General features: G+C 56.2%; 21 protein-coding genes and 1 riboswitch. Of the genes, 16 read left to right on the top strand and 5 right to left on the bottom strand.

The window, feature by feature from the left end:
- Positions 1-342: 342 nt before the first annotated feature.
- Entirely contained in the window at positions 343-2247 is a 1905-nt protein-coding gene (locus WH50_RS09605) for a TonB-dependent receptor plug domain-containing protein (RefSeq protein ID WP_104155246.1), read from the bottom strand.
- A gap of 188 nt (positions 2248-2435) precedes the next feature.
- A riboswitch (cobalamin riboswitch) is annotated at positions 2436-2665 on the bottom strand.
- Positions 2666-2875: 210 nt separating this feature from the next.
- Between WH50_RS09605 and WH50_RS09600 the strand changes: the two genes are divergently transcribed.
- A complete protein-coding gene (locus WH50_RS09600) occupies positions 2876-3316 on the top strand; it encodes a GNAT family N-acetyltransferase (protein ID WP_110187106.1) in 441 nt (146 codons plus the stop codon).
- Here WH50_RS09600 and WH50_RS09595 read toward each other — a convergent pair.
- Positions 3313-3975, bottom strand: coding sequence for a molybdate ABC transporter substrate-binding protein (locus WH50_RS09595; protein WP_165838371.1), 663 nt, complete (start codon positions 3973-3975; stop codon positions 3313-3315). The genes WH50_RS09600 and WH50_RS09595 overlap by 4 nt on opposite strands.
- Positions 3976-4330: 355 nt before the next feature.
- Here WH50_RS09595 and can point away from each other — a divergent pair, with 355 nt between their 5' ends.
- On the top strand, positions 4331-4984 hold the full coding sequence (gene can, locus WH50_RS09590) for a carbonate dehydratase (RefSeq protein WP_110187104.1): 654 nt from the start codon (positions 4331-4333) through the stop codon (positions 4982-4984).
- Positions 4985-5113: 129 nt separating this feature from the next.
- Here the strand turns inward: can and WH50_RS09585 are convergent, their stop codons facing one another.
- From WH50_RS09585 to ushA, 3 genes are all read right to left on the bottom strand, one after another.
- Positions 5114-5944: an SH3 domain-containing protein gene (locus tag WH50_RS09585; RefSeq protein WP_110187103.1), complete on the bottom strand. Its 831-nt coding sequence runs from the start codon at positions 5942-5944 to the stop codon at positions 5114-5116.
- A 276-nt stretch (positions 5945-6220) separates the two neighbouring features.
- Positions 6221-7126: an SH3 domain-containing protein gene (locus WH50_RS09580; RefSeq protein WP_110187102.1), complete on the bottom strand. Its 906-nt coding sequence runs from the start codon at positions 7124-7126 to the stop codon at positions 6221-6223.
- A 429-nt stretch (positions 7127-7555) separates the two neighbouring features.
- Positions 7556-9217 (bottom strand): bifunctional UDP-sugar hydrolase/5'-nucleotidase UshA, encoded by a 1662-nt coding sequence (ushA, locus tag WH50_RS09575; RefSeq protein ID WP_110187101.1) that lies wholly within the window; start codon positions 9215-9217, stop codon positions 7556-7558.
- 334 nt (positions 9218-9551) lie between these two features.
- Here ushA and WH50_RS09570 point away from each other — a divergent pair, with 334 nt between their 5' ends.
- From WH50_RS09570 to WH50_RS09510, 14 genes are all read left to right on the top strand, one after another.
- Entirely contained in the window at positions 9552-10208 is a 657-nt protein-coding gene (locus WH50_RS09570) for a hypothetical protein (RefSeq protein WP_110187100.1), read from the top strand.
- 30 nt (positions 10209-10238) lie between these two features.
- The gene (locus tag WH50_RS09565) at positions 10239-10577 is read left to right on the top strand and encodes a DUF2288 domain-containing protein (RefSeq protein WP_110187099.1); all 339 of its coding nucleotides are present in this window, start codon (positions 10239-10241) and stop codon (positions 10575-10577) included.
- Positions 10578-10680: 103 nt separating this feature from the next.
- A complete protein-coding gene (gene arfB / locus WH50_RS09560; RefSeq protein WP_243410054.1) occupies positions 10681-11100 on the top strand; it encodes an alternative ribosome rescue aminoacyl-tRNA hydrolase ArfB in 420 nt (139 codons plus the stop codon).
- A 221-nt stretch (positions 11101-11321) separates the two neighbouring features.
- A complete protein-coding gene (locus WH50_RS09555) occupies positions 11322-12719 on the top strand; it encodes an HD-GYP domain-containing protein (protein ID WP_279305917.1) in 1398 nt (465 codons plus the stop codon).
- A gap of 122 nt (positions 12720-12841) precedes the next feature.
- On the top strand, positions 12842-13402 hold the full coding sequence (locus WH50_RS09550) for an RBBP9/YdeN family alpha/beta hydrolase (RefSeq protein ID WP_243410053.1): 561 nt from the start codon (positions 12842-12844) through the stop codon (positions 13400-13402).
- Positions 13403-13457: 55 nt separating this feature from the next.
- Positions 13458-14000 (top strand): molybdopterin-guanine dinucleotide biosynthesis protein B, encoded by a 543-nt coding sequence (gene mobB / locus WH50_RS09545; RefSeq protein ID WP_110187097.1) that lies wholly within the window; start codon positions 13458-13460, stop codon positions 13998-14000.
- A 334-nt stretch (positions 14001-14334) separates the two neighbouring features.
- Positions 14335-15324, top strand: a complete 990-nt coding sequence (gene moaA / locus WH50_RS09540) for a GTP 3',8-cyclase MoaA (protein ID WP_110187096.1) — start codon at positions 14335-14337, stop codon at positions 15322-15324.
- Positions 15325-15425: 101 nt separating this feature from the next.
- Positions 15426-15962, top strand: a complete 537-nt coding sequence (moaB, locus tag WH50_RS09535) for a molybdenum cofactor biosynthesis protein B (RefSeq protein WP_243410051.1) — start codon at positions 15426-15428, stop codon at positions 15960-15962.
- Complete coding sequence (locus WH50_RS09530; protein ID WP_110187094.1) at positions 15959-17200, top strand: molybdopterin molybdotransferase MoeA; 1242 nt, start codon at positions 15959-15961, stop codon at positions 17198-17200. Before moaB ends, WH50_RS09530 begins: the two co-directional genes overlap by 4 nt.
- A 52-nt stretch (positions 17201-17252) precedes the next feature.
- Complete coding sequence (gene moaC / locus WH50_RS09525) at positions 17253-17747, top strand: cyclic pyranopterin monophosphate synthase MoaC (RefSeq protein WP_110187093.1); 495 nt, start codon at positions 17253-17255, stop codon at positions 17745-17747.
- Positions 17744-17992 carry a molybdopterin converting factor subunit 1 gene (gene moaD, locus WH50_RS09520; protein ID WP_110187092.1) on the top strand — a complete coding sequence of 83 codons (249 nt, stop codon included), beginning with the start codon at positions 17744-17746 and terminating at the stop codon, positions 17990-17992. The genes moaC and moaD overlap by 4 nt, the downstream gene beginning before the upstream one ends.
- 3 nt (positions 17993-17995) lie before the next feature.
- Positions 17996-18508 (top strand): molybdenum cofactor biosynthesis protein MoaE, encoded by a 513-nt coding sequence (locus tag WH50_RS09515; RefSeq protein ID WP_110187091.1) that lies wholly within the window; start codon positions 17996-17998, stop codon positions 18506-18508.
- Positions 18475-18654, top strand: a complete 180-nt coding sequence (locus tag WH50_RS26095; RefSeq protein WP_133251289.1) for a hypothetical protein — start codon at positions 18475-18477, stop codon at positions 18652-18654. The genes WH50_RS09515 and WH50_RS26095 overlap by 34 nt, the downstream gene beginning before the upstream one ends.
- Positions 18655-18685: 31 nt before the next feature.
- Positions 18686-19540 (top strand): nuclear transport factor 2 family protein, encoded by an 855-nt coding sequence (locus WH50_RS09510; protein ID WP_110187090.1) that lies wholly within the window; start codon positions 18686-18688, stop codon positions 19538-19540.
- The last annotated feature ends 126 nt before the right edge of the window (positions 19541-19666 follow it).

Genomic DNA, 19666 nt, shown 5'->3' with positions numbered 1-19666 from the left:
TCAGGCCATCCTGCCAGAGGGTTTATTGTTGCTGGAGTAGTCCGGTAGCGATGCGTTTTAACAGGTCGTTGAAAATCTATCTGCGTTGCCGAATACTGCGTCAAAAGCAGGCTCACAGCCAAAGGCTGAACGTGCTTTAGCACGGCCCCGAAGGGGTGAGCGGAGCGAGTCAAATGCTCATTTAGTTCACTAAACTCCGCTTTTTCGCCTGTTTTTTCCTTGTCTCGGCTGCCTCGATAACGTTTTTCAACAGCCTGCTAAACTCCGCTTTTTTGCCTGTTTCTTGTGCCCGCGGGGTATTTCCTTGTCTCGGCTGCCTCGATTACGTTTTTCAACTGCCGTTTAGAACGCTGCATTGACGCCGACATACAGGGCGCGACCCTGAGTGCCGTAGCCGTACAGCTCTTCATATTCGCGATCAAACAGGTTTTCCACACGTGCAGTCAGCTGCCAGGTTGGGTTGAGATCATAACGACCGGACACGTTGACCACGGTGTAGCTGGGCAGGTGGTGGCTGCCGCTGTCATCACGCTGGCCTTTGTAGACAATGCCCGTATTGATGGCGGCAGGTAAACCCGCGAGTTTGTAGTCCACGTAGACGGAGCCTTCATGCCAGGGCTGACGCAACAGCGCAGTGCTGTCTTCCTCGTTATCCACATCGGTATAGGTGTAGGAGGCATTCAGCTGCAGCTGTGCGTTGATCTTGCCGTTGGCGCTGACTTCCACACCCTTGCTACGGGTGACACCCTCAACGTTCTGATAAGTAAAGGTGCTGTAGTCGTAGTCGATCTGATTCTTGACGCGGTTGCTGAACCAGGTCAGATCCAGGCTCCAGTCGCCCAGCTTCTGCTCGATACCGATATCACCGCCATGGCTTTCTTCAGCGGTCAGGTCGCGATTGCCTGAGTAAGCATCAAATAACTGATACAGGCTGGGATTCTTGATACCCGTACCGTAGCTGGTATGCAGACGGGTCTGGGGCAGAATGTTCCATGACAGGGCCGCACGTGAGCTGTTCTCGTTGTCGAAGTCATGGTTGTCATCGAAGCGATGGCTGAGACTCAGGCTGGCGGTGTCGCTCAGGTCAGCGCGATACTCGGCCACCCAGGAATCGCTGCTGTTGTCTGCTTCGCCCTGAGCGCTGTAGGTGCTGTTAAAGCTTTCTTCTTCGTGTTCCAGCGCCACAATCAGGGTGTTTTCCAGATTGGGCAGGGCGGCGATGCCAAAATGATACTGGCCCTGATAGTCCGCCTTGTTGCTTTCGCCTTCGTAATCGTAGTTGCCGCTGGCCTCGGTGTAATAGTTGCGCAGCGTGTTGGCATGGCTGAAGCCGATACGGTTCTCGAAATTGCCATCCAGCAGTGCAAAGTTGGTTTCCAGACGCACGCTGTTGCGTTCTGCCGTACTGAAATCATTGTTGTCGGTCAGGGCGAAGGTCAGCGGATCGTAGCCATCATAATCAAGGCGGCTGTAGTTGTGGCTGACATTCAGGCGGACGTCCCAGTCGTCGGTCAGGTGATAGGTAACCCGGCCATTGACCTGGCGGGTGTTGTTCTTGTCCTTCTCGTCGTTGCCGCGATCTTCGTTGAGGGAAGAGAACGCATCACTGTGCAACCCTGACAGGCCGTAGCCGTAGTCCACTTTTCCGGCACTGCCACTACCGGACAGGCTGAGAGTCTGGGTGTCATTGGTGCCGGCTTCGGCACGCAGGTTGGTGCGGTTGGTGCCGCCCTGACGGGTGATGATCTGAATGACGCCGCCGATGGCATCGCTACCCCACAGCGCGCTTTGCGGGCCACGAACAATTTCGATACGTTCAATATCGGCGACCAGCAGGCTGCCAAGATCCATGCTGTTGCTGATGTCGGAGGGGTCGTTAACGGTCACACCGTCGATCACCACCTTGACGAAGCGCTGGTTCAGGCCGCGAATGCGGGCATAGGTGACGGAACCTGGGGTGGATGTCTGGTAAATGTTGATGCCGGGCATACCTCGCAGGGCATCGGCAACACGGGTAATCTGACGCTGCTCCAGTTGCTGGCGGGTCAGCACAGTGACAGAGCTGCCGACACTGCTGGCTTCCTGCGGCAGTCGGCTGGCTGTCACCAGCAGTTCGTCGGTAGTGGTGTCGTCATCCGCCGCCAGAGCGTTGACGGCAAAGGTGGCAGTCAGACATGCCACGGCCAGCGGAGTTAAAGCTGGGCGCAACAAGCCCGCACCAGCGAAAGCGGTAAAAGAGGATTTCACGGCGTAAGTCTCCAGAGATTCTGATCGACAGACCGCGGAACGGCACTACAGCAACGACATGCAGACCTGCGTCAGGGGAAAGGACGCAAGACGGGGCACGAGTTGGAAAGATGAAGTTCAACGGTCTGTCAGGAAAACTGACGCGTCGACGATGATGACACCGGTCTGAGACTCACCCCGATCACAGACATGACACGCATTCACAGGCAGGTATCCTGGCTCGGTTCAACGTCTGCCCACCTTCCCATCGGGTTACGACTGCATGCGTCCTGGCGATTGCATGATTCCTGTCAGTGGAATGGTCGTATATGACAGTGGTGTATTGGACAGACTCCCCTTCACAGTTGCGGGGGCAGCTGGGGATTCTCACCCCATTCCCATTTGTTCCTGTTACGGAACCTGCGAATGCGCGCACTTTAACGCATTGATACAAAAAACGCGACTTGTATTGTGAGTGAAAACCCGGCGTTTACCTTGATTTCATCCGCCGAAATGAAGTGATCTGGCAGGGTAACATCCTTTGCAGCGGCACAGCGGTATAGCCGCTTCCCGGTCATGTTGGACGTGAACTGATCCAGTGCTGTCGGTATGATAGGCGCCAGTTTTTCTGCGGAGTATCGGAGGCACCATGCCGATTGCACAATGGTACCGCTTTGATCAGCTCAGCCCGCTGCAGCTTTATCGACTGCTGGCCCTGCGTCAGCAGGTGTTTGTGCTGGAACAGCAGTGCCTGTACGCAGATATCGATGGCGTTGATCCAGAATGCCTCCATCTGCTGTATACCGGTGAGCAGGAGGCGGTGCTCGGCTATCTTCGCGTCATTCCTGGCGATACGGTGCGTATCGGCCGGGTAGTCGTGGCTGAACAGGCTCGTGGATCAGGGCTGGCGGGGCGCATGATGGTGTCGGCGCTGGATTATATCAGGCAGCACTGCGCTCAGCATGAGGTTGCACTCAGTGCGCAGGCGCATTTGACGGCATTCTATGGACGCTATGGTTTTGTCGCTGTGTCCGGGGAATACCTGGAAGACGGTATTCCCCATGTCGATATGCGTTTATCTCAGGGTTAACGAACAGGCAGGTAGCCGACGTTTTTCAGCTGCTGCTGGATGCTGTCACTGTTCAGCCAGCTGAGAAAAGCGCTAGCCAGAGCCGGTTGCGATGTGCCCACCGTCTGGGCCCCTGCCAGAATGATCGGCGAGTACAGGGTTTCCGGGACAACCCAGAAGGTGCGTGGGTCGGTGCGCCGGGTTTTCAGCGCAGCCAGTGAGACCAACCCCCCGCTGGTGCTGCCTGAGGCGACCAGTGTAAAAGCGCCATCCGCTGCGAAGGACTGAAATACGCGGCGTGGAAATGGCCACAGATTGAATAGTGTGAGCACCTGTTTGGCGGCATCCCCATAAGGGTCTTTGTCAGGCAAGGGCATGGACAGCGATGCGGCCTTGTAGAGGTCGCGCTTGCCGGGGCGATGGCTGGACGGTTGCCAGTAAGCCAGCTGGCCGCGTGTCAGTGGCAGAATACTGTTGCCGGCGATGATGCCTGACTGTGCCAGTGCCTCCAGCTGAGCTGGCGTCAGCCCAAGTACAATGTCGGCCTCTTTGATGCTGTCCAGCTGCTGCTCGATGGGCGTAGCCTGCAGGGTTGAGTAACTGACCTGACGCTGGGTATCGGGAGCGAATTGCTGAGTAAGTGGGGCTACCGCTTTCTGCATTTCATCGGTCGTCAGCACGTGTAATTCGTTTGCCTGTGTGTCTTTACCCACAATAATCAGCATCACCAGAATAAACAGAGCAGTGATACAGCTGCCGGATTCAGATCGGTTTCCATGCGCTGATCTACGCTGAGGTCGTGGTACTACAGAAGGGGCTGCTATCGTGGCCGCTGGCAGTACCGGAGCAAGGGCAAGGGTTGGGGGTAAGTGATCTCCTGACATCCTGAAGTCCTCTGTTCCTCTGGCTGGCGTAGGTCAGCATAACGGATCAGGCGCGTGAAGGCAGGCTGCTATCGCTTAGCAAGGGATACAGTCTGTGACTGACGCTCTGGTTTCAAGTCAAGGGGGATACCCCATAGCAGAAGGTCTGTCTATGAGCTCGAATCTAGATCATTTGTTTGCCAAGAACGCCGAATGGGCTGCGCGTATGGAAGAAGAGCGCCCCGGCTTTTTCAAGATGTTGTCGTACCAGCAAACTCCCGAGTATCTGTGGATTGGCTGCTCGGATAGTCGTGTACCCGCCAACGAGCTGATGGGCCTGTTACCTGGCGAGGTGTTTGTTCACCGCAATATCGCCAACCTGGTGATTCACTCAGACCTGAATGCCATCTCTGTTATCCACTTCGCCGTGCGCGTGCTTAAGGTCAAGCACATCATTGTCTGTGGTCACTACGGCTGTGGCGGTGTGAAAGCCGCGATGGAGAATGGCGATCTGGGGCTGATCGATAACTGGCTGCGTCATATCAAGGATACTTACTACTACAACCAGCAGGCGATTCATGCACTGCCGGTAGGTGAGCGTCTGAATCGTCTGTGTGAAATCAATGTCGTTGAGCAGGTTGCCCACATCAGCCACATGAAGGCCGTACAGAATGCCTGGGCCAATGGTCAGGATCTGGCCATTCACGGCTGGATCTACGGTATTGAAGATGGCCTGCTGCGAAATCTGAACGTGACGCGCGACAATCTCGAGTCCGTAGATAATATTTACAGCCTCAATCCCACTGCCTTCACGCGAGAAGACTGAGCAGGATGTGACGCTTTCATTCCAACTGGCTCTCAGAGTTGTTGAGTTGGGATGAATATGCGGTGACAAACTGCTGTAAATAACAAGGGGAGCCAATTCGGCTCCCCTTGTTGTGTCTGCTGCTACCGATTAACGGTTAGCCCAGGTACCGTTGAAGTCCTGGCACAGACGAGACTGCTCAGTGGTCTTGACTGACTTGGAGCGGATATCCAGCGCCAGTGTCTGGCACTGAGTACGGACACCGATGCTCTTTTCGCGCACGACGTCGGCGGAAAAGTTGAAGAAGGTCACGTCTTTGTTAGCCAGCGTGCCGGAGAAGGTATCCAGATCGGTCGCGCTGGCTGACTGAGGATAGGGGGTCGGTGCGACCAGAGGGGAATACATATAGCCTACCAGTACACCGTTGCGGCCTACGGCAATCCAGTCGGTATCAGTTTTACCCAGAGCGGTGAAGGTAGTGCCCAGCAGCAGGGTGGCGGCGACAGACGCATCGGTGCTTGGTGCGGTGCGGATGTTGACACCACTGGTTGATTTCACCCAGTAAGGAATGTTCAGCAGGGTCAATGAATCAACTGGAGTTACTTCTGGCAGGAAGCGCAATGTCGCAGGTACCAGATTGGCTTCGGCTGACTGAGGCGCGATAGAAACCGAGGTTTTGTTGCGACGAGTTTTCCAGGAAGTGGTCTTGCCTTGCAGCAGGACTTTCTGTGTGGCCAGTGCCAGTGCCTGGCGATCCTGATCATTGATGTCACCCAGCGACGAGGCGATGGAGCCAGTGCTGTAGTTGGTGGTCAGGGCATCCAGAGTTTGATTGGTAACCTGATCATACTGGGCACCGATAACGAACTTGGGACCATTGTCCGAAGTGGCGGCGGCCTTACTGTTCTTCTGCTGTTGTCCGGCACAACCGGCCAGCAGGATGGAGGTGGTTAAAGCGGCAACAAGATAGCGGGCTTGCATGCAATACTCCTCTGCATTGGTAAATGTCAGAGAAGAGTCGCGCTTCCATGCAAAGGCGAGGAGGAACCGTCTTCCCTGACGGATTGATTAACATAAGCGGGGTGGAAGTATACCATTGGATACATAATGTTAAATAAGTTTGTTTGTCGCGATGGAAATATATTTTCCTTTACCTTGTGTGTTTGTGTGTACTCATCACATCACTTGTCGGGATAGCTGTTTCTCGGGTAGTGATGGTCTGTCCACGGAAGCTGCAACGGTTACCAGAGGGGATGCCTAACGTTGTTGCCATGCGCCACTGGCAGTCTGACAGACGCGTATATGCTTGATTTTCTTTACCAGCGGCGTGCTGATGCCAAACTCTAGCGTCTGGCAGCCCATATTCATCTTGACCGTTGTTTGTTGCACCTGCTCATCCTTGAAGTGAAACTCCCGGGTACTGTCTTTCTCCAGCGTACCGGTCAGGGCATCCAGATCTGTTTCCGCAGTAGATAGCGGGTAAGACACCAAACCCGCCAGATCAGCCGAAATATAACCCACTAATACGCCATCCCGGCCAATGGCCAGCCAGTGTTCAGGGGTTTCTCCCAGAGCATCGAACGTCGCTCCCAGACGCAGAATGGTAATCACACGTGCATCTGTTGTGGGGGCGCTACGGATGTTAGCCCCATCGCCAGAGTTAGCCCAAAACGGCACGTTCAGCAGCCTGAGTTCCGTTGGCGGGGTGACACCCTCGACATGGCGGAGAGTGGCACTGCTGTCGTATTGACTGTCGAGCAGATGTTCTATGGCGACTCGAATGTCTTTGCGCTTGTTGATCCACACCGCGGGCTGACGCTGTTGCACTACACGCAGCGTAACCTGGGCCAGTGCCAGCTGATCGCCTGAGCTAGCTCCCTTAAGTAAGTCGGCGAATTCATTCTCTTGAAAGAGCGTGTTGAAATGGCTGACGGTCAGCTCTGCGGCTTTGCCATAGTCGGTGCCCAGGGCGAAAGGAGGGAACTCAGGCTGCGCCTCCGGTACATCGGGAAAATGGGTGCGAGCGGTCTGTGGTGGCTTACCGCTCTCGACTTCCTGTGGCTGCTGCTGTGATTGTGGAATGGTAGTGCTTTTTTTTGCTGCACAGCCAGCAAGTAATAGGGCGATGAGTACGACTGTGCTTTTCTTCCAGCACTTCTGCATCTGGTGTGTCCTCTGATAAGGCGATGGCTGCTGGCCGTACGGATTGGCTGTGGTGGCACAGCCGGGCACAGGCAGAATTGGCAGCTGTCCACTCGGGTAAGTCGCTATCCATAGGGGGTAGTAACCGGCCACAGTTGATGGGCGTGACCATCGCGTCGGTGCAGCAGTATTGCTGCAAACTGCGCTTTTATCCAGAAAAGCCCCTGAAATCTCTGCGGCGGGCGATAGATTCTTATATCACTGTCTGATCTTTAGTCAGAGCTGGAAAGGGTCTGGTTCCCTTTGGCTTGCTGGCGCTGACAGGGTAATCACTCAGGGGGGAGGTAGCGCGTGGGGGCGAACGGGGGCGGATTCGAATCGGGAGTTGCCTGCTTCCTGCTCGAAAAGGCAGGCAACTCGGTTAGCGCGTGAACACGTTCTGCGCAGTGCTTACTGCCGAACGACCTTGTCTCCCGGCTCGAACTCAGCGACATCAATAGTGCCGCGTGCATGCAGGAAGTCCTTTAACGCGGCCGCGTCGACAATGCCGGTGTTGACGAAGTCGGCCCGCTGATCAAGCACAGGGTACTTATCGCCACCAGAGGCGGAGAAGCTGTTGATGGACAGCCGGTACATCTCATTATCCTGCACCTCACGACGCCCTTTGCCGTACACCACGACGTCACTGACGGCGCCATTGGCGTATTTGAAGCTGACACCACCAAACTGGGCAAAGGCGCCTGAGTCCACCGGCATGGCGGCGATGGTTGCCAGGTAGCCTTTCAGCTCCTTGCCTGTCATTTCCACGAAGCACACGGCGTTGGCAAAGGGCTGTACCTTGAGCACATCCTTGTAGGTGATCTGCCCTGCTTCGATACTGTCGCGTACCCCGCCAGAGTTGACGATACCGAGATCGGCATTGGCGGCATTCATCTGCGCCACAGCAATCAGTTCGCCAAGGTTGGTGGGATGGAAGCGCACATCCTTGCGATCACCATCCAGGGTGCCATTGCTGCTGGCGACGACGGCACTCAGCTCCTTCTGTCCTTTTTCCTGATAGGGCGTCAGGAACGCCAGCATGGCCGGATCTTCCTGAATACGTTCGCCCACCAGTACGCGCTTGCTTTCGCCATCGACCTTGACCTTTTTCGTCATGTTGATAGGAATGAGCTGATAGCGGTCCAGCGTCAGTTTGCCATCCTTGAAGGTGAAGTCAGCGCGACCGACATATTTTCCCCATTCATGGGCTTGCACAATGATAGTGCCGTTCTGCGTGTCAGGAACGCAGGGATCACCCGGCTGGAAGGCTGCATTGGAGACATTCTCTGCCTGCATGCACACCGGATCCTGCGAGTGTCCACCGACCACCAGATCAATACCGGGCACTTGTCGTGCCAGACTGACATCACCCGGTGCATTGATACCGTGCTGGGCGTTGTCGTAGTGGCCCATATGAGTTGCAGCAATGACAATATCGGCCTGCTTGTGCAGGGAAGGCACCAGTTTGGCTGCCTCTGCGATGGGATTGCGGAAGTCGATGCCGTTGAGATATTCCGGATTACCGATCTTGGCCGTGTCTTCCGTGGTCAGTCCCATGACCGCAACCTTGATGCCCTGCACATCGAAGATGTGATAGGGATCAAACAGGCGTTTGCCGCTGGCATGGTCATAAATATTGGCGGACAGCAGCGGGAAGCCTGCCCAGTTTTGCTGCTGGCGCAGGACGCTCAGCGGGTTGTCAAACTCATGGTTGCCAATGGCCATGGCGTCATAGCCCAGCATTTTCATCCCTTTGAAGTCAGGCTCGGCGTCCTGCAGGTCAGACTCGGGGACGCCGGTATTGATATCGCCACCCGACAGCAGCAACACGCTGCCACCTTCTGCCGCTACTTCCTGACGAATCTGGTCGATCAGCGTCTTCCGGGCTGCCATACCGTATTCTTCATGGTCATTTCGCCAGAAGTGACCATGGTGATCGTTGGTATGCAGGATGGTCAGGTGGTAGGTCTTGCCAGCAGTGTAGGCAGGATGGTGCTGGGCACTGGAGCAGGCGCTGAGGGCCAGCAGGGTGCTGACCGCCAGAGCAGCAAAAGACGGGCGACGAATCGGCATGGGCGTTCCTTGTATATGCGAGGGAATTCGTAGTGATGGTGAAATAGTTGATAAAGATTGCAATATTTGTGCAGGTTATCAACCGGGAGGATGGTTTTTCCTTGTAAAGACCGCGCAACCATGTCGCGTAACGGGCTTTATGGAACAGCAGAAAAGATTTTAATCCTGAGCGAAGCTGTTAAGATTTCGCCCCACACTGGGCGCCGTTGAATCAGAGGAGCAGGGCTCTTCTTCGTCAAACTGTGCTGGACGATCCATCGCCGGGCAAGGCCTGAGCTGAGGTTGACTCCCGCCATGGCAGGTGCCGCCAAAGACTTTCGGCAGTGAAGCTATCATGATCAAGAAGTTAGTTTGTCTGGCGCTGGCTCTGGGAGTCAGTGGCTGTGATCTCAAGCCACAATCGTTGCTGGGCTCGTCCTCATCGGGTGAGGCCGCACCGCAGAGTACTGATGGCAATCTGCAGCCACGTATCAATCAGGATGATTTTATCAATCACGCTGTGGATGCCGTGGTGCCCCTCAAAGTGGGCAACAGCTGGAGCTATGTGGTGAATGGTGACCCTGCCAGACTGGTCAGTTCAAAAGTAGAGAAGATCCAGATGCTCAATGGTCAGCCCTGGTACTACTATGATGTGCTGGGTACAGGGCACTGGGTGCGCGGCAATGCGGATGGTTCTCTGGATGAGGCCGTGGACTTTTATCAGGCGCCTGCGCTGACGGAAGCCACGCCTCGTGTCGAGCAGAACCTGGTGTCACCCAACGGACAGCAGCGTGACTACCAGAACGAAGGTGGCTGGATTAACTATCAGCACTGCAAGTTGCCACTGAGAGTTCCTGCTGGGGTTTTTGACTGCGATATGTATACCTTCAAGACGGGCATCAATGAGAAACGGATAGAGTTCTATGCCAAGGGTGTCGGTCTGGTGAAGGTAGAGATTCAGCGTCTGCAGGGCATTGAAACCTATGCATTGCAGCAATATCAGGTCAAATGAACCTTGACCAATGAGAGCGATACAAAAGCAATGAATGAGTCACAAGACGGCTTGCCGTTCGCAGGGGAGGCTGATCGCACCCTGTTGCAGCACAAGATCAATCTGGAGACGGCACAGATCAGCTGGAAGGAAGTGGAACGCTTTTTTGCCAGTGGTGATCTGGTATCTGTCGCTGCAGAGCTTGATCTGGTGGCGGTGGCGCTGGCCTTTGCAGAAGACCGTGCCGAACAGATTCAGGGCTGGCTGCGTCAGGGCCTGGTAGGCAAGACCACGGTACAGCAGGCCTTGCACTGGCATGAGCATAATCCCTTATTGTGGGCCGTGGTGGTAAAGCCCTGGGTTCTGGTTCAGGAAAAAGCGACAGCATAAAGGCTGTCCGGCGTGGCAGAGCACGCCACCCTCTGCTTACACCATGTCTACTTTTTACACTTTGCCAAGCCGACGCAGAGGCGTTGGAGATCAGGAGAACGGGTTGGATCGTATATTGCTCACTCCCTACCTCAGCATCGCCGAAGACGAACTGGATTTTCAGGCGATACGCTCACAAGGCGCGGGTGGTCAGAACGTCAACAAAGTGTCCAGCGCAGTACAGATGCGCTTTGATATTCGCGCTTCATCGTTGCCTGAGGAGTGCAAACAGCGATTGCTGTGTGTACGTGATGACCGTCTCAGCAAGGATGGGGTATTCATCATCAAGGCACAGGCTTATCGCAGCCAGCTGCAAAACAAGCAGGCCGCTGTTGAGCGCTTGCGTGATGTCGTGGGACAGGCGCTGGCGCCGCAGCGTCCCCGGATTGCCACCAAGCCCAGCTATTCGTCCCGACAGAAGCGGATGGAACATAAACGTCAGCGTAGCGACGTTAAATCCATGCGACGGACGCCTCTGGTCTGAGCTGTTGGCTGCTGACGGGCATGGCTTCTTCCCTTCACCGGCAAAGAAGCCATCGTCTGCCGTCGGCTTTTACCATTATCCGGCCATCCATGGCCCTTGCTATTGTGACGCTACAGCGTTGCCTTCACTGTTTTCCAAGCTCTTCGAAAATCTCGCCACGGACTGGTATTCCCTGCTTAACTTGAGATTGCACTGTTGCTGTTGTTGGCTGGAAGCTGTCTGTGAATCGATCCGTACTGGATAATCTCCATCTGCCTGAGGTATCAGAGCTGTCGCGTGCTGAACTGATCAGTGCGCTCAGTCATGCGCTGGATATGACCGAAGGTCAGCCGCCGGGCCACTGCATGCGTGTGTGCTGGATCGGCATGCATATCGGTGAAAAGCTCGGCCTGAGTGATGAGCAGATGTGGGAGCTGTATTACACCCTGCTGCTCAAGGATCTGGGGTGTAGCAGTAATGCTGCTCGTATCTGTGAGCTGTACCTCACCGATGATCTGGCCTTCAAACGCGAGTACAAGTGGGTGAATGGCGGGCTGCCGCAGGTGGTCAACTTTGTGCTCAAACACACCGGCCTTGAAGCCGGGCTGGCCGAGCGCTTTCGTCGTGTGCTGGATATTTTTCAGAACGGTGAAGACTACTCCAAAGAGCTGATTCGCACCCGTTGTGAACGTGGAGCTGCCATCGCCCGCCAGTTGCGCTTCAGCGAAGGGGTGGCTGAGGGCATTCACAGTCTGGATGAACACTGGAATGGCAAAGGTAAACCTGAAGGGCTCAGTGGCGATGCTATTCCGTTGTACGCCCGTATTGCGCTGCTGTGCCAGGTGGTTGACGTGTTCTTTCTGGTCTCCGGGCCGAAGGCCGCGCTGCGAGAGGCGCGTATGCGCACTGGCCTGTGGTTTGATCCTGCGGTGGTGGTGGCGCTTGAGCAGGTCGCCGTACGACCAGGGTTCTGGGAGGTGCTGACGCATCCGCAGTTGCAGGACTTCGTTGTCAGTCTGGAACCGGCTCAGCACTGGCTGCCGCTGGATGATGATTACATGGATGAGATTGCAGCGGCCTTTGGTCAGGTGGTGGACTCAAAAAGCCCTTACACGGCCGGTCATAGTGAACGTGTCGGGTTGTACACCGACCTTGTGGCTGAGGAAATGGGTTATTCCATGCCTGTGCGGCGCTGGCTGAAGCGGGGAGCACTGCTGCATGATGTAGGCAAGCTTGGGGTCAGCAATACCGTATTGGACAAGCCGGGCAAGCTGGACCCGCAGGAATGGGAGGCGGTGAAAATGCATGCTACCTACTCCGAGCAGATTCTCTCAAGGATCAAAGCCTTTTCGGCATTAGCCAGAGTCGCAGCGGCGCATCACGAGCGACTGGACGGCACGGGCTATCCTCGCGGTCTGCAAGCAGAGGAAATCACGCCTTTTACCCGCATCATCACCACGGCGGATATCTTTGATGCGATCTCTTCCGCTCGCCCCTACCATGAAGCCACTCCGACACCGAAAACCCTGGCGATCATGGCGCAGATGCGCGGAACGGCTCTTGATCCCAATTGTTATGCAGCATTAGAAGCTGCACTGGCACGTATTCCCGGCCCCATCGGCACAGCGGCGGCGGATTAGTCTCTGCTGTTTTGACTACTGTCAGAGTGCGGCCTTTTGAACCTGCACACGTTCTTACGGTGACTTTGACAGCATCCCCGCGTACCCTCAGAAGCATTGCGATCAATATGGAGGACAGCGCAGTGCATCACCCCGTTTTGATTCATCCGGGCTTTGGCAACTCTGATGAGCCTCACTGGCAAAGTCGCTGGCAGCAATTGTTTCCCTACTGGCAGCGTGTCGAGCAGGATGACTGGCACAATCCGGAGTGCCAGCAATGGGTTGCGCGGCTGGAGGAGACACTGGCCACCATGGGAGAGGACACCGTCGTTGTCGCACACAGTCTCGGATGCCTCACGCTGGCGCACTGGGCCAGCCAGAGTAAACATCGCATTCGCGCAGCGCTGCTGGTGGCGGTGCCTGATCCGGCCATGCCTGCCTATCCTCCTTCCGCAAGAGGATTTACGCCCCTGCCAGCAGCGGTATTACCATTCCCTTCGCTGGTGGTCACCAGCCTGAATGACCCGTACAGCAGCCCGGAATTTGCTCATCAGCAGGCGCTGGCTTGGGGGAGCGGTCTGGTTGAAGTCGGTGCACTGGGTCATATCAACGGTGAAAGCGGGTTGGGAGACTGGCAAGAAGGTCTTGATTTACTTGAAAAATTGCTACAACGGCAGCAAATAGACACCTCTTTCGCAGGCTAGGGCAGAATGCCTGTCAGCCTGCCCGCAGCACTGCAGAACTTTGGAAACTGTGACGATGTTCACTCTGATTTTTGCCGCATACAGTGGCACAGGAAAGACCACCTTGCTGGAGCAGGTGGTGCGTATTCTTTGCCAGCGTGGTTACCGTATTGGTGTGGTCAAACACTCCCACCACGATCTCGAACTGGATAAGCCGGGGAAAGACAGCTATCGCCTGCGTAAGGCTGGCGCAGTGCAGGGGGTGCTGGTAACACCCTGGCGTTCAGTGGTGTTTCATGAAAATGGCGAAAAGCAGGAGGCGGAGTTACAGCAGCAGCTGGCCTTGCTTGATATGTCGGTGCTGGATATGGTGCTGGTGGAAGGCTTTCGCCATGCGCCCTGGCCAAAAATTGAGCTGCATCGGTGCGCACTCGGCAAGCCATTCCTGCATAGTCAGGATGAATATGTGCAGGCACTGGTGTGGGACGGTGGTTGTGATGACCAGCTTGCTCTGCCACAGCTGGATATCAACCAGCCACAGCAGGTCGCCGACTATGTTGAAAAGTGCTGGCATGATTACCAAGAATCCAGGCAGGCGAGCACGCCCAGTCTGGACTGACTGTGCGGGATCAGGCGTTTTGTCCTGAATTGCCGTGTTGTTTGCTGTGCTCGGCCGCTACAGAACGAGCAAAGGTCGGAATCGACAAACTGGCAGAAGGTGGCACCTGATTTACTGTGTGTGTCCCGCTGCTGTAAATGGCGATCATGTCTATCGCCCACCTTACATTTATTGTTGTGAAGTCGTGGATGGGACGCTGCACTTCTTGAGTGGTAAGCAGGTAACTATGTCTACAGAGTCTAAGAGGTCTACAGGGTCTACAGGCGACTTCAATAACGCATCACCGGTCTTGCATCCAGCGTCCTCCTCTAATGGCGTCTCTTCGTCTGCGGATATGCCATCGCTGATCGACAACTTTGGCCGGCGTGTCAGCTATCTGCGGCTGTCGGTCACTGATCGTTGTGATTTTCGCTGTATTTACTGCATGAACGAAGACACCACATTCCTGCGTCGGGCACAGATTCTGAGTCTGGAGGAGCTGGCGGATGTCGGGCGTAATTTTGTGGCCATGGGAGTGAAGAAGATTCGCCTGACCGGTGGAGAGCCACTGGTACGCCCTAATGTGATGTGGCTGATTCAGCAGCTGGGGCAGCTGCCGGGGCTGGAAGAGCTGACGCTGACGACCAATGGCTCGCAGCTTGGTCGCTATGCCAGCGAGCTGAAGGCTGCCGGGGTGAAGCGCCTCAATATCAGTCTGGATACCCTCAAGCCGGAACGCTTCGTTGACATGACCCGCCGTGACAAGCTGCAGCAGGTACTGGCGGGTATCGAAGCGGCACGGGATGCCGGGTTTGAGCGCATCAAGCTCAACACCGTGGTGTTACAGGGCAAGAACGTTGATGAACTGGATAATCTGCTGAACTACGCTATTGAGCGTGGCATGGACATCAGCTTCATTGAAGAAATGCCGCTCGGTGAAGTGCGCACCCGTGATCTGCAGCACACCTATCTGGGCAACGACGCTTTGCTGGAGCAGTTGCAACAGCGCTATGGTCTGGTGGCCTCGGCAGAAACGACCGGCGGCCCCTCACGTTACTACCGTATTCCCGGACAGCGCAGCCGTGTCGGCTTTATCTCGCCCCACAGCCATAACTTCTGCAGCACCTGTAATCGTGTGCGGGTGACGGTGGAAGGGCGCCTGTTACTTTGCCTTGGCAATGAGCACTCTGTGGACTTGAAGTCCGTGCTGCGTCGTTATCCCGGCGATGATCAGCGTCTGCGCCAGACTCTGATGGAAGCGATGGCGATCAAGCCTGAGCGCCATCATTTTTCGCTCAGTGACGAGCCGCAGGTGCTGCGTTTTATGAATATGACGGGCGGCTGATCTGACAAGTTTGTCATCACTACAACCCTGACAGCTCGTTGCTCTTTTTTGTAACTACCCCGTTTTCCCTTTTCTAACCCCCCCGATTTATGGGACATACCATGGCCTTCAGTACTGATCTCACACCTCTCAATATCGCCGTGCTGACGGTGTCCGATACGCGCACCGCGGCCAATGACACCTCGGGTGATGCGCTGGTCGCCGGCTTGCAGGAGGCCGGTCACACACTGGCAACGCGCACCATTGTGAAGGATGACGTATATCAGATGCGTGCAGTGGTGTCGCAGTGGATTGCTGATGCCGATATTCATGCGGTGCTGATCACGGGAGGCACCGGTTTTACCGCCCGTGACTCGACGCCGGAAGCCATGAAGCCGCTGTTCGACAAGACCATCGAAGGCTTTGGCGAACTGTTCCGGCAGATTTCCTACAGTGAAATTGGCACGTCCACCATCCAGAGCCGTGCGCTGGCCGGGGTTGCCAACCGTACCCTGATTTTTTGCATGCCCGGCTCGACCGGCGCCTGCCGGACTGCCTGGAACAGCATCATTCGCGAACAGCTCGACAGCCGGCACCGGCCCTGTAACTTTGTCGAAATGGTCAAGCCTGTAGCGAAAGAGACTGGGGGGCAGGCATGAGCGACAGCTGTGTCCGTGAACCTCTGAAGAGCATTGACGACGTGCTGGCGACTCTGCTGGCACGTGCGCTGCCGTTGACACCGATAGAAACCCTGCCGCTGCATCAGGCGTTGGGTAAGGTACTGGCCAAAGGAATCATCAGCCCCATGTCGGTACCTCCAGCCGACAACAGCGCGATGGATGGTTATGCCCTGCGTGCTGCGGATTTCGGTGCTGATGGCGTACTGCCGGTCAGCCAGCGTGTCCCTGCCGGTAGTGTTCCCGAGCCGCTGCAACCCGGCACGGCCGTGCGTATTTTCACCGGTGCGGTGGTGCCGGTCGGCGCCGATAGCGTGGTGATGCAGGAAGACTGCCGTGCCATCGTCGATGAGCAGGGCAAGGAATCTGTGCATATCCAGATTCAGCCTGCGTCCGGTCAGCATGTGCGCAAGGCCGGTCAAGATATCCAGCAGGGTGCCGTGTTGTTTGAGCCGGGAGTGCGTCTGGGGGCCAGCCATCTCGGTGTCCTGGCCTCTGTCGGGATTGCCGAAGTGGCCGTGTTTCGTCCGCTTCGGGTGGCCATACTGACCACCGGAGATGAACTGGTAGCGCCGGGGCAGCCACTGCAACCCGGGCAGATCTACAACTCCAATGCCTTCATGCTTGAGGCGCTGTTGCGTGGGCTGGGGCTGGATGTAATCAACCTTGGTATTGTCCCTGACCAGCTGGCGCTGACCACACAGGCGCTGCAGGAGGCGGCCACCTCGGCGGATATCATCATGACCACCGGCGGGGTGTCGGTAGGTGAAGAAGATCATGTGCGTCAGGCCGTCAATGAACTGGGCCAGCTGCTGGTCTGGAAACTGGCAATCAAGCCGGGCAAGCCTTTTGCTTTTGGCCGGGTGGGGGACACCCCCTTTATCGGCTTGCCGGGCAACCCTGCTTCCGTGCTGGTAACGTTCTCTCTGCTGGCGCGTCCCTACCTGCTGCGCTCCATGGGGCAGGAGCAGGTTTCAGCACCGCGTTTTGACGTCAGGGCCGGGTACTCACTCAAGAGCGCCGGGCGCCGAACGGAATACGTTCGTGCCCTATTGCAGACAACGGAGCAGGGGATAGTCGCCGTGCCGGTGGGTAATCAGAGTTCAGGTGTGTTGACGACGGCTTGTGCTGCCAGCGGCTTGCTGGAGATTCCCGCTGGCAAGGTATTTGCCGCCGGAGAGGTGCTGCAGTTTATTCCTTTTCACGGTGTACTGAGCTGAGAACGAGTTCACGTTCTCCGCTCAGATAAGTGTTCTGTGGTGGATGTTTTCTATGTCACAACTTACTCATCTTGATAGTCAGGGCCATGCCCACATGGTGGACGTGACCGACAAGTCCGTCAGTCAGCGTGAAGCCAGAGCCGAAGCTGTGGTCAGCATGTCAGCCGAATGCATGGCCCTGCTGATCGATGGCAAACATCCCAAAGGGGATGTGTTTGCAGTGGCCCGTATCGCTGGTATTCAGGCGGCCAAACGGACCTGGGAGCTGATACCGCTCTGCCATCCCCTGATGCTCACTTCCGTCAAGGTTGAGCTGCAGGCGCTGCCTGAACAGCAGCGGGTGCGTATCGAAACCCGTGCCAAACTGGCAGGGCAGACCGGGGTGGAAATGGAAGCACTGACAGCGGCCAGCGTGGCGGCTCTGACCCTCTACGACATGTGTAAAGCGGTCGACAAAGGCATGGTGATTGAACACATCAGGCTGCTGGAAAAAAGCGGTGGCAAGTCTGGCCACTGGCAGATAAGCGCGCTGGAGGAACAGGCATGATCAAGGTGCTATTTTTTGCCCGACTGCGTGAAGAGCTGGGTATTGATGGTTTGCAATGGCCATGGCAGGCCGGGATGACGCTGGCGGAGTTGCTGTCACAGTTACAGGGACAGGGCGAGCCCTGGGCCAGTTGTCTGGCCCAGCCCAATCTGCTGACGGCCGTCAATCAGGCCATTGTCGACTCTCAGGAGCTGCTGGCCGATGGTGACGAAGTGGCGTTCTTCCCACCGGTGACGGGAGGCTGAGGTATGAAGCAGGGGAATATTCCACCGCAACGCGCCCGGGTTCAGTCTTCACCTCTGGATCTGCAAGGGATGTTACAGCATTTTCAGCCGTACGATGGGCAGTCTGACGAGTATCCGACAGGTGCCATCGTCAGCTTCAGCGGGCTGGTGCGTGATTTTAATGAGCGCCCCGAAGTGACAGCGCTGACGCTGGAACACTATCCAGGCATGACCGAGAAGGTACTGCATCAGTTGCTGCTGGAGGCGCAAACGCGCTGGCAGCTGCAGGATGCGCTGGTGGTACACAGAGTCGGCAGAATGCTGCCCGGAGACATCATTGTGTTTGTCGCCGTGGCCAGCAGTCACCGGAAGGATGCGTTTGCTGCCTGTGAGTACATCATGGATATGCTGAAAACCCGCGCGCCGTTCTGGAAAAAGGAGGAAACAGATAATGACAGTTACTGGGTGGATGCGCGTGAAAGTGATGCTGAGGCTGCCGCCGCATGGCTGAAAGCCCACGATGGGCACCGACAGTAAAATTTTGTAATTTTTCCCTGCTTCTTATTTATACCGCCGAATTTCTTCTATACCGTGAAGGCTTTAACCGGCAGCCGTTGCTGCTTCTTCCGGCATGGCGCCAGCGCTGGCTGGCGGCGCTGCCGGGTCAAATCTGGATTGAATAAAGCAGTTGCAAAGGATAGGGGAAAAAGTGAAGTGAATAACAAGCGTATTGCGTTACCTGCGCTAGTGATCCTGTCGTCACTGGGGTTGGCAGCCTGTGCCCCCTCACCAACCCGCGTCAGCAAAGCAGACGTCGAACCACCGCCCAAGGTGGTGAACAAGTCCAAACCCGTAGGTATTCCTGATGTCGCGCTGCAGTCTGCACCCGATGCCACGCCGATGCCCGCCCCCGAGCTGTCTGCCTCGACCTCCACGACCTCTGCAACCCCCGAGGCTACCAGCGCTGACATGAGCCAGGCGGGCTCAAGCAGTGCCGAAGCGGCTGCAGCGTCCGTCATGCAGAACTCTATCGTGGCCAATGATAGCGTCGCTCACAACCCGAACGCAGCACCGGTTATGACGGCTGATATGACCAGCACCGCCGAGGCGCCCGCTGATGAAGCCAACGCTGCGGCACCTGTGGTGGAAAATAACGGTATGGCTGATGCGAGTGCTGCACCTGCCTCCCCAGCTGCAGCGGACAAACCCGCTTCGCCGCAAGCTGCCATCGAGCTGAGCTACCAGTCTCTGCTGAAAACGGTGGAAGGCTGGCGTGCAGCCTGGTCCAGTCAGGATGTGGACAGTTATTTGTCGTTCTATTCTCCTGATTTCGCCCCGGACAACATGAGCCGCAAGAGCTGGGAACAGCAGCGTCGGCAGAAAATTTCAGCGCCGAAGTGGATCAAGGTTGAACTGGGAGAGCCTCAGGTGGCCATCGTCGATAGTCGGGCCATTATTCGCTTCGAACAGAGCTATTCGGCCAGTGGCTACCAGGATAAGGTCGTGAAGGAGCTGGAGATGGATAAAGAAAACGGCGAGTGGAAAATCGTCAAGGAGACGTCGCTGTAACCCGGCACTCCTCAGCTGCCACGTATGGCATAGCCTTGTACAAGGCGTCTGACAGATAAAGAAATGCCCGGCTAGTGCCGGGCATTTTGCTTCTTAACGTGCTGATAGTTAAGAGAATCGGTTGGA

Source organism: Pokkaliibacter plantistimulans (assembly GCF_003194385.1).
Taxonomy (GTDB): Bacteria; Pseudomonadota; Gammaproteobacteria; order Pseudomonadales; family Balneatricaceae; genus Pokkaliibacter; species Pokkaliibacter plantistimulans.
This window is presented reverse-complemented; position numbering and strand designations above follow the sequence as displayed.

Coding starts and splice junctions, on each gene's coding strand:
- moaC (WP_110187093.1), top strand. CDS start 17,253: ATGTCACAACTTACTCATCTTGATAGTCAGGGCCATGCCCACATGGTG.
- WH50_RS26095 (WP_133251289.1), top strand. CDS start 18,475: ATGGCTGAAAGCCCACGATGGGCACCGACAGTAAAATTTTGTAATTTT.
- WH50_RS09580 (WP_110187102.1), bottom strand. CDS start 7,126: ATGCAGAAGTGCTGGAAGAAAAGCACAGTCGTACTCATCGCCCTATTA.
- ushA (WP_110187101.1), bottom strand. CDS start 9,217: ATGCCGATTCGTCGCCCGTCTTTTGCTGCTCTGGCGGTCAGCACCCTG.
- WH50_RS09565 (WP_110187099.1), top strand. CDS start 10,239: ATGAATGAGTCACAAGACGGCTTGCCGTTCGCAGGGGAGGCTGATCGC.
- WH50_RS09570 (WP_110187100.1), top strand. CDS start 9,552: ATGATCAAGAAGTTAGTTTGTCTGGCGCTGGCTCTGGGAGTCAGTGGC.
- WH50_RS09515 (WP_110187091.1), top strand. CDS start 17,996: ATGAAGCAGGGGAATATTCCACCGCAACGCGCCCGGGTTCAGTCTTCA.
- moaB (WP_243410051.1), top strand. CDS start 15,426: ATGGCCTTCAGTACTGATCTCACACCTCTCAATATCGCCGTGCTGACG.
- moaA (WP_110187096.1), top strand. CDS start 14,335: ATGCCATCGCTGATCGACAACTTTGGCCGGCGTGTCAGCTATCTGCGG.
- can (WP_110187104.1), top strand. CDS start 4,331: ATGAGCTCGAATCTAGATCATTTGTTTGCCAAGAACGCCGAATGGGCT.
- WH50_RS09530 (WP_110187094.1), top strand. CDS start 15,959: ATGAGCGACAGCTGTGTCCGTGAACCTCTGAAGAGCATTGACGACGTG.
- mobB (WP_110187097.1), top strand. CDS start 13,458: ATGTTCACTCTGATTTTTGCCGCATACAGTGGCACAGGAAAGACCACC.
- WH50_RS09600 (WP_110187106.1), top strand. CDS start 2,876: ATGCCGATTGCACAATGGTACCGCTTTGATCAGCTCAGCCCGCTGCAG.
- WH50_RS09585 (WP_110187103.1), bottom strand. CDS start 5,944: ATGCAAGCCCGCTATCTTGTTGCCGCTTTAACCACCTCCATCCTGCTG.
- moaD (WP_110187092.1), top strand. CDS start 17,744: ATGATCAAGGTGCTATTTTTTGCCCGACTGCGTGAAGAGCTGGGTATT.